Annotated in this window: 14 protein-coding genes; 9 read left to right on the plus strand and 5 right to left on the minus strand. The window is 38.4% G+C overall.

The genetic code is table 11. From position 1 onward, the window contains the following. The first annotated feature begins 104 nt into the window (after positions 1-104). Genes LC418_RS16645 through LC418_RS16665 form a run of 5 tightly spaced genes read left to right on the plus strand, consistent with a single transcriptional unit; the run spans position 105 to position 6086 of the window. A complete protein-coding gene (locus LC418_RS16645) occupies positions 105-1265 on the plus strand; it encodes a porin (protein ID WP_223559972.1) in 1161 nt (386 codons plus the stop codon). Between the two features lie 21 nt (positions 1266-1286). Further along, positions 1287-2717: an anion permease gene (locus LC418_RS16650; RefSeq protein WP_223559973.1), complete on the plus strand. Its 1431-nt coding sequence runs from the start codon at positions 1287-1289 to the stop codon at positions 2715-2717. A 16-nt stretch (positions 2718-2733) separates the two neighbouring features. After that, positions 2734-3390: a succinate dehydrogenase cytochrome b subunit gene (locus LC418_RS16655; protein ID WP_223559974.1), complete on the plus strand. Its 657-nt coding sequence runs from the start codon at positions 2734-2736 to the stop codon at positions 3388-3390. Between the two features lie 11 nt (positions 3391-3401). Continuing rightward, positions 3402-5318 carry a fumarate reductase/succinate dehydrogenase flavoprotein subunit gene (locus LC418_RS16660; protein ID WP_223559975.1) on the plus strand — a complete coding sequence of 639 codons (1917 nt, stop codon included), beginning with the start codon at positions 3402-3404 and terminating at the stop codon, positions 5316-5318. A gap of 12 nt (positions 5319-5330) precedes the next feature. Continuing rightward, positions 5331-6086 (plus strand): succinate dehydrogenase/fumarate reductase iron-sulfur subunit, encoded by a 756-nt coding sequence (locus LC418_RS16665; protein ID WP_223559976.1) that lies wholly within the window; start codon positions 5331-5333, stop codon positions 6084-6086. 87 nt (positions 6087-6173) lie between these two features. Here the strand turns inward: LC418_RS16665 and LC418_RS16670 are convergent, their stop codons facing one another. Both LC418_RS16670 and LC418_RS16675 read right to left on the minus strand, forming a co-directional pair. Next, positions 6174-7133: a hypothetical protein gene (locus tag LC418_RS16670; protein WP_223559977.1), complete on the minus strand. Its 960-nt coding sequence runs from the start codon at positions 7131-7133 to the stop codon at positions 6174-6176. 63 nt (positions 7134-7196) lie between these two features. Beyond that, the gene (locus LC418_RS16675; RefSeq protein WP_111956908.1) at positions 7197-8210 is read right to left on the minus strand and encodes a nucleoid-associated protein; all 1014 of its coding nucleotides are present in this window, start codon (positions 8208-8210) and stop codon (positions 7197-7199) included. 391 nt (positions 8211-8601) lie between these two features. Between LC418_RS16675 and LC418_RS16680 the strand changes: the two genes are divergently transcribed. The 4 genes from LC418_RS16680 to LC418_RS16690 all read left to right on the plus strand — a co-directional run bounded on the left by LC418_RS16680 (position 8602) and on the right by LC418_RS16690 (position 9779). After that, positions 8602-8763 carry a hypothetical protein gene (locus LC418_RS16680; RefSeq protein ID WP_223559978.1) on the plus strand — a complete coding sequence of 54 codons (162 nt, stop codon included), beginning with the start codon at positions 8602-8604 and terminating at the stop codon, positions 8761-8763. 4 nt (positions 8764-8767) lie between these two features. Next, positions 8768-9124: a DUF7674 family protein gene (locus LC418_RS16685; protein WP_223559979.1), complete on the plus strand. Its 357-nt coding sequence runs from the start codon at positions 8768-8770 to the stop codon at positions 9122-9124. Positions 9125-9203: 79 nt separating this feature from the next. Then, positions 9204-9335: a hypothetical protein gene (locus tag LC418_RS20925; protein WP_262510831.1), complete on the plus strand. Its 132-nt coding sequence runs from the start codon at positions 9204-9206 to the stop codon at positions 9333-9335. 48 nt (positions 9336-9383) lie between these two features. Continuing rightward, positions 9384-9779, plus strand: a complete 396-nt coding sequence (locus tag LC418_RS16690) for a DUF7674 family protein (protein ID WP_111956717.1) — start codon at positions 9384-9386, stop codon at positions 9777-9779. Between the two features lie 340 nt (positions 9780-10119). Here the strand turns inward: LC418_RS16690 and LC418_RS16695 are convergent, their stop codons facing one another. The 3 genes from LC418_RS16695 to LC418_RS16705 all read right to left on the minus strand — a co-directional run bounded on the left by LC418_RS16695 (position 10120) and on the right by LC418_RS16705 (position 12091). After that, complete coding sequence (locus LC418_RS16695; protein ID WP_111956715.1) at positions 10120-10638, minus strand: thioredoxin family protein; 519 nt, start codon at positions 10636-10638, stop codon at positions 10120-10122. 240 nt (positions 10639-10878) lie between these two features. Continuing rightward, the gene (locus LC418_RS16700; RefSeq protein ID WP_223559980.1) at positions 10879-11217 is read right to left on the minus strand and encodes a tetratricopeptide repeat protein; all 339 of its coding nucleotides are present in this window, start codon (positions 11215-11217) and stop codon (positions 10879-10881) included. A gap of 139 nt (positions 11218-11356) precedes the next feature. Continuing rightward, complete coding sequence (locus tag LC418_RS16705; RefSeq protein ID WP_223559981.1) at positions 11357-12091, minus strand: alpha/beta hydrolase; 735 nt, start codon at positions 12089-12091, stop codon at positions 11357-11359. Positions 12092-12094 lie beyond the last annotated feature (3 nt).

A 12094-nucleotide genomic window follows, 5' to 3' on the forward strand; every position in this document is an offset into this window, starting at 1 on the left:
AAAGGCTCAAAAAAATAGGATAATCAATACTCATCCTATGAATTGGAGTCAATGCCCTTCAAATTTCCGGAACTTTTAAATAATAATCCATTAACACAAATACTATGACCCTTTTTTCACCAAAAAAGAGAAGCCTGTTACTATGCATTTTATTGGCTGCTTTTTCAGCCAATGCACAGATTCAGGACTCACTCCGCCCCGATAAACAGGAAGAAGACCATGTGAAATACCCTGTACTTCAGATAAAAGGACTTTTTCAGGCACGCTATCTTGTAGGTATGGCCGAAGATGTCGATGTGAACGGCTTGCATCACACGGACGGATCAGGAACCAGCAACAATTTTATGCTCAAGTATATGAGGGTTCAGGTACGTGCACAAATCAGCAAAAGAACAGAAGTCGTAGCACTCGCCAATTTCGCTGACTTTAAAAACGACCCTAAAAGCAGGGTTCTTGAAAATGCTTACCTGAAATATACTTTCAATCCTAAGTTAGCATTTACTGTCGGTCAGTTCAGACCCTGGTTCGGAATTGAAGAAACGTATCCTATCGACATCATCAAATCTTTGGATTGGTCCAATCAGTATACAGAATTCGGGAAACTGGGCTGGACAAGCTTTCAGATCGGACTTTCTGCAACCGGACAGCTTCAACTGGGACAAATACCTTTCCAGTATGCTGTTTCAGTTGTTAATGGAAATGGTAAAAACCAGGTGAATGATAACGACAACGGAAAACAGTATTCCACAAGACTCGTTTTCGGTCTTTCAAAAAAGTATAATTTCAATGTCGGACTGAACGGAGGTATCGGCGAAGTTTTAAGTAAAAAAGTATACGCAGTGGGAATTGACCTCAGCTCGCTGATCCAGTTTGATCCGAAATGGAGTCTGGACATGCAGTTGGAAGCCAAACAGGCAACCAATCATGTTCTTTACAATACGATCGATCCTGAGCTCAGACCTTCGAATCCTGACCAGTATCTGATCCGTGGCGCTTACTTCCTTCCGAATGTAAGATACGAGATCAATCACAAAAACCTCAGCGCCTTCGAGCTGTCATGTCGGTATGAATATCTGGATACCAATTTCAGGCTGAACTCCAATCCAAGACAGACCATTACACCTATGTTCGGACTGGAATTCCTGAAAAACTATGGTGCAAGAATCCAGCTGGGTGTACAGTTTGACCGTTACAGGCACCAGATAGAAAACACATCACAATACAATAATAATCTGTTCATTGTTCAGGTACAAAGTAGATTTTAACCGCTTAAAGATTTATAGATCATGAAAGAAATTAATATCAGAAATATCGCGATAACGTTTGCCGTTGCGCTGATCATATGGTTTATTCCCGCTCCGGAAGGTGTTGCCGAAAACGCATGGCATCTGTTTGCTATTTTTGCAGCAACCATACTAGGTATCATCCTTAAAGCAGCACCTATGGGCACCATGTGTATGATGGCCATTGCATTTACAGCACTTACACAGGTTGTAGCTCCCGGAGATGCAGGAAAATCCATCACAAAAGCACTTTCCGGATTCGGAGATAAAGTAATTTGGCTTATCGGGATCTCATTCTTTATTGCCAGAGGATTTATCAAAACCGGATTGGGAAACCGGATTGCATTTTTATTCATCAGAATATTCGGTAAAAGCTCATTGGGACTGGCTTATGGGCTTGGACTTGCAGATGTTTGTTTAGCTCCAGCCATTCCGAGTAACACTGCAAGAGGTGGCGGAATCATCTACCCGATTATGAAATCTATGGCTATCAGTTTCGATTCTGTTCCTGAAAAGCCGGAAACCCATAGAAAACTGGGCTCTTTCCTTACCCTGAACAGTTACTATATGAACCTCATCGCTTCATCTATGTTTCTTACCGGAACCGCGAGTAACCCGATGTGTCAGAAATTTGCAGCCAATTTAGGGATCAATATCACCTGGATGTCATGGGCTGCAGCTGGTTTTGTTCCGGGATTGGTTGCATTCTTTGTCGTTCCTTTAGTTTTATACAAATTATATCCGCCTGAATTGAAAAAAACAGGTGATGCCCCGAGAATGGCGGCTCAGAAATTAAAAGAAATGGGGCCTATTTCCAGAAATGAATGGCTGATGTTATTGGCATTTTTCATTCTTTTAGCGCTTTGGATATTTGGAGGAGCATTGTCTATCGATGCTACTACAACAGCTTTTATTGGATTGACGATGTTGCTTCTTACTTCTGTATTGACCTGGGAAGATATCAAAGGTGAAAAAGGAGCCTGGGACACGATTGTATGGTTCGCTGTTCTGGTGATGATGGCCAGTTCTTTAAATGAACTTGGTTTTATTGGCTGGTTCAGTGATTTGATCAAAGTAAAAATCGGTGGATTAAGCTGGCAGGTTGCCTTTCCGGTAATTATTGTCGTATACTTTTTCAGCCACTATATTTTTGCGAGTGCAACGGCTCACGTAGCTGCTATGTATGCAGCGTTATTGGGAGTTGGTGTTTCTCTAGGGATCCCGCCTATGCTATTGGCGATGATGCTTGGTTTCTTAGGCTCAATTTACGGGGTGCTTACCCATTACGGCCATGGTCCTGCTCCGGTATTCTACGGAAGCGGTTATGTCGAACTGAAAGCCTGGTGGCTGAGAGGTCTTGAAATCGGAATCGTGTTACTTATCATCTATATGGTAGTCGGAGGACTGTGGATGAAAGTTTTAGGATATTATTAATCATTAAATAAAAAATATGCTGTCAACCTTGTCAAGAAAAATGCTGATGTGCCTTACAGGACTATTCCTGAGCTTCTTTCTGTTGATCCATTTCTTGGGAAACCTCCAGCTGTTTCTTCCGCCGGAGCAGGCGCACTTACAGTTTAATGCCTATTCACATTTTCTGTCCGGAAATATTCTGATCAAAATGGTTTCGTACGTTCTGTATGCAAGTATTATTCTGCATGCTCTGGACGGACTGGTCATTACTTTAAAAAATAAAAAATCGGGAGGCAGTTACCAGTCGGAAAGACGTGGAAGAGCAAGTAAATGGTATTCCCGTAATATGGGAATTCTGGGAACGCTGATTCTGATCTTTTTGGTGATCCACTTCCAGAATTTCTGGTACGTCTACAAATTTGGAAACCCACCGCTGGATAACAACGGAAATAAGGATCTGTACATTCTTGTCGTAACGGTTTTCAAAGAATGGTGGTACGTTATCATTTACGTATTATCAATGGGAGCTTTATGCTATCACCTCATTCATGGGATTCACAGTGCGGCCAGAACGCTGGGATTATACCATCCTAAGTTTGTCAAATGGTTCAAAACTGCCGGAATTGTCTATTCAGTAATTATCAGCGTAGGTTTTGCGCTGATGCCGGTTTATGTATTCTTTACTGCCCATTAAAAAGAAAAGTTATGATCTTAAATTCAAAAATACCTCAAGGCCCGTTGGAACAAAAATGGGACAACTATAAAAAGAAAGCTAAGCTCGTCAATCCTGCTAACCGTAAAAAATTGGATATTATTGTTGTGGGAACCGGACTGGCAGGAAGCTCAGTAGCTGCTTCTCTGGGTGAGATGGGCTACAATGTGAAATCATTCTGTTTCCAGGACAGCCCGAGAAGAGCCCATTCTGTAGCCGCACAAGGCGGCGTGAATGCCGCTAAAAATTATAAAAATGATGGTGACAGCGTCTACAGAATGTTTGTAGATACGCTGAAAGGAGGAGATTTCAGAGCCCGCGAAGCCAATGTTTACCGCATGGCAGAATGTTCTTTAAACCTCATCGATCAGGCCGTAGCGCAGGGCGTGCCGTTCGGACGTGAATATGGTGGTTATCTCAACAATCGTTCATTCGGTGGCGTTCAGGTGAGCCGGACATTTTATGCAAGGGGACAAACCGGGCAGCAGCTACTTCTGGGGGCCTATCAGGCACTGATGAGACAGGTTGGAAAAGGTACCGTGCAACTGTATTCCAGACATGAAATGCTTGATCTGGTCGTGATCGATGGCAAAGCAAGGGGAATTATTGTCAGAAATTTAGATACCGGGGAAATTGAAAGACATGCTGCCCATGCAGTTATTCTGGCAACCGGAGGTTATGGAAAAATTTATTATCTCTCAACCTTAGCGATGGGCTGTAACGGTTCTGCGATCTGGCGGGCTCACAAAAAAGGAGCTTTAATGGCTTCCCCGAGCTGGATTCAGGTACATCCTACTTCCCTTCCGCAATCGGGAGATTATCAGTCTAAATTAACCCTAATGTCAGAATCATTGCGTAATGACGGAAGGATCTGGGTTCCTTCAAAAGCTGATGAAACCAGACCGCCCAATGATATTCCGGAAAACGAAAGAGATTATTATCTGGAACGCCGGTATCCTGCTTTTGGAAACCTGGCTCCAAGAGATATTTCTTCCCGTGCCGCCAAAGAAAGAATTGACGCCGGTTTTGGAATCGGGCCCTTGAAAAATGCTGTTTATCTTGACTTTTCCAAAGCGATACGAGAACAGGGAAAAGAAAAGATTCAGGAGAAATATGGCAATTTATTCGATATGTACCTTAAAATCACAGGATACAATGCCTATAATGAACCGATGATGATCTCTCCTTCTGCTCACTTTTCAATGGGTGGGCTTTGGGTAGATTATGAGCTGATGACCACTATTCCCGGATTGTTTGCTTTGGGAGAAGCTAATTTTGCGGATCACGGGGCCAACAGACTGGGAGCCAATTCATTGCTGCAGGCTTCTGTGGACGGCTATTTTATTGCGCCTTATACCATCGCCAATTATCTGGCCGATGAGATTCATACCGGAAAAATTTCACCTGATGCTCCTGAGTTTGATGTGGCAGAAAAAGCGGTGAAAGAACAGATCCAGGGTTTCATGGATATTAAAGGAACCAAAACAGTTGATTATTTCCATAAAACTTTGGGGAAACTTTTATATGATTACTGCGGTCTGGCCAGAAATGAAGATGGTTTGAAATACGCGATAGAAGAAATCAGGAAATTAAAACAGGAATTTTACAGAGATGTACGGGTTTCCGGACAGGATAATCAAATGAATTCAGAACTAGAAAAAGCAGGACGTGTAGCCGATTATTTCGAGATCGGTGAGCTCATGTGCTATGATGCTTTAACCCGGAATGAGTCCTGTGGTGCCCACTTCCGCGAAGAATTTCAAACTCCGGACGGAGAAGCATTAAGAAATGATACCGAATATCAGTTTATCTCAGCATGGGCATGGAAAGGCGAAAGTGCCGAACCGGAACTAATTAAAGAACCGTTGATATTTGAAGAAATACAGCCGACAGTAAGAAGCTACAAATAAAAAACAGAAATTATGGATTTACATCTTAAGATATGGAGACAGAAAGACAGAAAGAGCGAAGGGAAACTGGTCAGTTATGACCTGAAAGAACTGAATCCCCATATGTCTTTCCTGGAAATGCTGGATACTTTAAATGAAAAGCTCATTACGGAAGGCGACGAACCTGTAGAATTCGATCACGACTGCCGTGAAGGGATCTGCGGACAGTGCGGTATGATGATCAACGGAATTGCCCATGGTCCTTTAAAAAATACAACGACCTGTCAGCTTCACTTACGGTCTTTTAAAGATGGTGAAACTATTTTAATCGAACCTTTCCGGGCAGAAGCTTTCCCGGTGAAGAAAGACCTTAAAGTAGACCGGTCGGCTTTTGACAGGATTATTTCTTCAGGCGGATTTGTATCGGTGAATACGGGTCAGGCTCCTGATGCAACAGCTATAGCAGTGACTCACCAAACAGCTGAGGAAGCGTTCGATTCTGCAGCCTGTATCGGGTGTGGTGCATGTGTAGCCACCTGCAAAAACGGAAGTGCTGCCTTATTCACTTCGGCAAAAATCACCCACATGGTCCTTCTCCCTCAGGGTAAGGAGGAAAGGAGCGAACGTGTCCTGAATATGGTTACCCAGATGGATCATGAACTTTTCGGCCATTGCTCCAATACGGAAGCCTGTGAAGTGGAATGTCCTCAGGGAATTTCTGTGCTGAATATTGCCCGGATGAATTATGAGTATGGAAGAGCATTGTTTTTTAAGAAAAGGAATAAATAAAAGGACATAAAAGTAAGCGGAGGAAGCAAATTGCCAATCCGCTTTTTTCTATTTTACCTGAGTTCCGGTTATTTATTTTTGATCATTCTAGATTCCCGGTATCGTTATTTTTTTAGGATCGTTTTCGTTGTACAGGATTTCTACAGCTCCTTGTTTTGGAACAGAAGAAAGATCAAGAAGCCGTACAATCTTTTTGTAGACTGTCATATGTTCAATACCTTTAAAGTCTTTAAATCTAACTTGAAACATGATTTGGGGCTGATCATTCACTGTTAATCCGGTTTGACTGACACTGATGATTTCTGCCTGAGCACTTCTCCCGGCAAACAGGATCTGTTCTTCTTTTTTATTCTTTATAAATTTTCCAACGATCAGCTTATATACCAAAAGGGTTAAAATAAACATGACCCCGCTGAAAATAATTGGATGCATAAAGGTAAGGAACCTCCAGCCGAAATCAAATGATTCCTTGAGGTAAAAATAAGCGTACAGACCTATGACATAAACGATCATAAAAATCACAAATAAGATCCTCAAGATCATATTTTTAACTTTAAATTTAGTCTGTGCCCCGCTTAGAATAAAATAAGGCTCTTTCGATGGATCAGGATTCAGAAGTATTTTAACCATTTTTCCGACGTCAAATCTTTTTTCCTGGGGTTTTGTATCATAGAACATCATTTCGTGCCGGATCAGTGTATTGCGGAGATTCTGAAAAGAAAGCACAATATGGATGAGATTGATATTGGTTCTGGGATTATATTTTACAAGCTTATAGTCTGTAATTTCCGCTTCCCTCGGAAGTCCGTTCTGCAAAATATAGCTGATAGTATTTTTTTCCTTAAAGGTTTTAATAAGAAGATTGTTGATCAGAAAAGCTAAGACATACAGCCATATTAACAAAGAAAAACCGAGAAATACATAGCTCACTGCCAATGTATTTCTCGGTTCCGTTGTTATTTCCGAAGTCGTCATATAAATAAAGATCGGAAATGGTATGCAGAAAAAAAGCATATAAAGCGTCCAGAAAATGATCATAAATTTCATAACTGTTTATTTTGCGGTGCGATATAAAGTTATGATATTATTCTTTAATGGGCTTTTCTCTTTTTAAACTTCTTTATCGAAGTAAAGTCTGTAGTATTTTCCTTTGTCATCTTCTCCCATTTCGAGCTTCTGCCTGTCACCGTGAATATAGATATGGAAGTTCTTGTCCAGTTTGATAATGCTTTTGAAATGACGCTGGGTTTTCTTTACTGCTGCTTCACTGATCGGGAATTCTTCAGCAATATTCACCTGCATATCCTGTTCATAATCGGTCTTGAAGTTCACGAAACTTTCAATGACGTGCTGGTCTCCCAATACTTCATTGGCAAAATCATCCAGCTTAAATTCTTCTTTTTCCTTGAAGAAATTGATGGATTTATTGAGGAAATCTGCCTGGTCTGCTTTGGAAACTTCAAATTCCTGTGGAAGCTGTTTCGTGATATAATCTTTGTACACCATCAGGGCTTCCTGGGTATGAAAATATTCGTCGTCACGCTGTTTTACTTTCAGGAAATCTTCGAACCAATAGTACATATCTCCGTTTTTGTTATTATCAACTACAGAAAGTACATATCCGGTCTCTTTATTATTGTTATAGATCAAAGCTGCCTTATCAATTTTAGACAAACCGATTCCCTGGTCTTTTTCAATATCAAATGTTTCTTCCTTAGGCGAAATTTTCAGGAAAGATTCTCTCTTTTCGGTTTTAAAGATCCCGATCTTATCTACTTTATCCGGACGGTCACTTTCTTCCTCGAAAAGTACAATAAACAGCTCCCCACCCTGAACTCTTGGATTTTCAGCCGCTTCAAAAAGATGTTTTGCAATATTTTCAGATTCCCAAAGGAATTTGGCCTTGTCTTCAAAGATCTCGGATACTGAACTGTATACCGGATTATTGACCAAATACGTGTCACTGTAAAAATTGAAGGTTTCTTCTGATTTAAAAGAACCTAAAAAGTAATCTTCAAGCAATTCTGCCATTCCTTCTTCCAGCTTCAGCTCTTCCTGAGACAGCGTTAAAGATTCTCCGTTGATTTTATTTCCTACTCTGTGTACTATAATTTTTGAAAACATGTCCTGAATAATTTGGAGTGCAAAGATATTCATTCTATTCTTTCCATCATACAAATAAAATAATCCCAAAAACCAAAAATTGATATTACATTAAGTTTTGTCAACTGATAAACTAAGACTAAAAAAATCTGCTCCATCTGCAAAATCTGTGAGAGATAAAAAATTAAAATATCAACTGTTTATGTTTTCCCGCAGATTTTGCAGATGAAGCAGATAATTAAATCATAAATAAGTTCCTTCATTTCGTTTTGATAAAAACCTTATCATTTTGACATGTTTTTTAAGATCGAATATTTTTATTAAAATTAAATAATTATTTGATTTTCAATTAATTAAATAAAAATCGCTTCAAAGGAATGCCATTCGCTTCATTATTTTAAAAATATATAATATGGACTTAAATACCTTAAACCGCATCGACAAGCTAAGAAGATTAAAAAGCAGAGGTCCGAAAACTCCGAAATGGCTGAAACCTTACCATATGCTATTCATGGCTTTCCTGACCATTTTCATCTTTGGAGCCATCATTAAAGTCTTAGAACAAAATCATTAATCATATGAACTATTCAGAAGCTGTCCGGGAAATTTCAAAAATTATCCCTGACTTTGAAAACGAACTTACGAAAACGATGCCCCAGAACTCGTACAGTGTGATTCGTACTTTCACAGAACGTATCAAAAATATGGTCCGACAGGATGACAGGAGTATTCTATTTAAAAGTCTTCAGAAAATGGACAAAATTTATACAGAAGGAGATATTGCATTAAAAAACGCAGTAGAAGGAATTTTCATTTATTCTCTGGACAATTTTACAGCTTTCTGCACCCTAGAATATAGAAAAGTGATCTTTAGTCACATTTCAAAAGATTTACAGCAGAGCTATTCAAGACAGATTTACAACCATGGCACATAAATTTTGTTACATATTTCATGTGTTTCATTACAAAAGCATTTTTTATTCAAAAATCAAAACCACTCAAAATCAATACGTTATGAAAACAAAAATCAGAAAAATTTCAGACTGGAAAACATTGAAAACCACGACTAACAGACACAATGCAGAGGTATTGGCTACTCACATCGCAGTGATTATAGGAGTTTTTATTTTTGCTGCCATGCTGTAAATTTTGGTATACATTTCGCTGAAAGATAAGTACTGAAAAATATTAGTTATGATGAAAGTACAAATGCAGGCTATTAATAAGAAAATAGCCGTTGAATACTTAAAATTTTTCTATCCGCCACTTCGAAATGAAATTACACAGTTATCTGTTCAGGAAAACTTTGCCGGCGTTATTCAGGCTACCATCAATTATTTGAAGGATATGCTGCAGGAATCAAAGATCTACATTGTAGCCCATCACATCAAACTGATGGACTGGATCTACAGAAACGGCGATTCTTATGTAAGAACCGTCATTGAAAACCTGTTTGTAAGATCTTTGGAAAGCTTTAAAAAACATGCAAAGATCCAGCACTGGAAGCTTCTTTATCAGAATATGCCTGATAATTTTCAGCTTATCTATCATGAGCAGCAGAAACAGGACGAGATCTTTTTCGGTAAGTAAAATAATTTAATTTGTAAATAGGCTCTTCAGGCATCTTGTCTGAGGAGCTTTTTATTTAAGTTTTTTGAAATATTGGGCAAAACGGAGACTTAACAAAATATTATTATGCTTTACAGATATTTTATTGAATTATATTTCACCATATGGTGCAAAATACATACTTTTACAAAATGATCCGATGCTGCTGATAATCATCGGAGATACTGATCTTTAGTCAGCTACTGATTATAAAAATTTACAAATTTTGACGATGTGTAATCAGATCATAGAAATATCCTTTCATACATTTATTTGATCTGAGAACAACCTCCCCCGACTAATTGCCAGGGGAGTTTTCTTTTTATTTATCTTTTTTCACAAAGACTTTCTGGATGATCTGAAGTTCCTCTTTATTCATTTTTGAACTCTTTTCCAACTTGGCCAGAAACGAAGAAACTTCTTCAGGAGTTGCGGGTGACCCCAAATTTTCCCCCTTACTGTCGAATGAATCGGCAAGCACTTCTCCTTTCGGATTTAATATCAGCCAGAAAGGAAGTCCGGCATTTTCTCCTTTATAGGTATTCATCAGTTCCTGCCCGCCGGGATTTTCAAGCTTTTTCTTTTCTCCTCTTTCCTGAACATCAATATAAGTCGTTACAAATTTCTTGTCGAAAATAGGCTTTGTTTCAGGAAGATTCATATTTTTTTCCATCAGTTTGCACCAGCCACACCATGAAGCGTGAAATACCAGCAAAACATTTTTCTTTTGGGTTTTGGCTTCTGCAAGAGCTTTATTCAATTCTATATCGGCTTTTTCCTGAGCAGCATTCAGCTGAAACAGGAATAAAGATGCTACGATGATTACTTTAAAAAATTTCATTTAAATTTTGGTTTGGTTTTACTGACACTAATTTACATAAAAGTGAATATCTATATTTCATTTATTTAGAAAAAATGTATTTAAAAAACAAAAATCCCCAAACATGAGTTCGGGGATTTTTATAGTCTGGGATTATTAATCCTTATTTTACTTTTTCGAAAATAATTCCCATTGTAAATCGTTAATTAAATTTTATGATACAAAATGATAAGACTTAGCAAAGATTTTAAGCCTATCATTTTATTTCTTTTCTTTCAACAACGTTTCCAACTTTTCTTTTGTTTCCGGAATTTCTTTTAGCGTCAACGCTTTTTTAAATGATTCTATTGCCTTTGCTTTGTTTCCCATGGCAAGGTAAAGATCTCCAATAGAATCGTAGCAATTCCAACTTTTGGGATTGTTTATAATATTTAGTTTAAATAATGATTCTGCTTTTTTGAATTGCTTATTTGCCATCATCTGATACCCAAAATTATTGACCAAATTCTCATTTGGATTCACAATATACCCCATTTGTTTAGATACATTTTCGTAGTGAGCAACTACTATTGAATCTAGTTTAAAGTTTGGATCGCCCATCTCACTGTCATAAATCTTAAGACGATAAAAATCAAAGATATATCGAAGTGCATCATATTCACCGATCAGTCTTACTGATGGATGGTTATCATTTTCGTAAAATTTGTATTTGTAACGTAGCTGATTTCGATTCGATTTTTTAAGTTCCTCTATAAACCTTAAGTTTGCCCCTGATAAGATCTGTACTCCCGCTCGTATCTTTCATCACACTTACCGTATCAACTCCTTTTTCCAACCGATTAGCCATAGCAATATACAATGTCTTTCCTTCATAATTCTGATTGGCTAAAATGCTTTTAGCATCTTCTACAACCTTTGCCTTATTCCACCACAATGCTCCGTCTAGAGAAGCATACGAATTAAACAAATTAGGTTTATGAAGTAATGTATTAATCACTGTTAAACCTCCTACTGAATGACCTATAAATGTCTTATATGATGTGGTAGGATAAGTTGAATCAATATAAGGAATAAGCTCCTTTTCAACAAAAGACATAAAGTTTTCTCCTTTACCGACAAATCCTTTAAATTCTTCATCAGAGTTTGTTGTCAATTCACTCATTCTATTAGAATGTACTATCCCAACTACAATCATTGGCGGAGCTAGGCTTGTTTCTTCCATGTGCTCGGTAATACTTACGACACTATTAAAATTATCATTACCGTCCAACAAATAAATTACTGGGTAACGACCTCTGTCTTTTATTTTGCTTCCACCATTACTGTTTGGAATATGTATTAGAATTTCCCGATCTTCTCCCAATATTTTTGAAGATATGGTTTCTGAAAATCCAGTGCTAAAGCGATCGTAATTCTGTGCTTGAACAAAGAATGAAAATAAAAGTAAGATGAGAGAACTGTAAAATGATTTCATGGT

Origin of the sequence: Chryseobacterium lathyri (genome assembly GCF_019970085.1) — a bacterium.
Classification (GTDB): Bacteria; Bacteroidota; Bacteroidia; order Flavobacteriales; family Weeksellaceae; genus Chryseobacterium; species Chryseobacterium lathyri.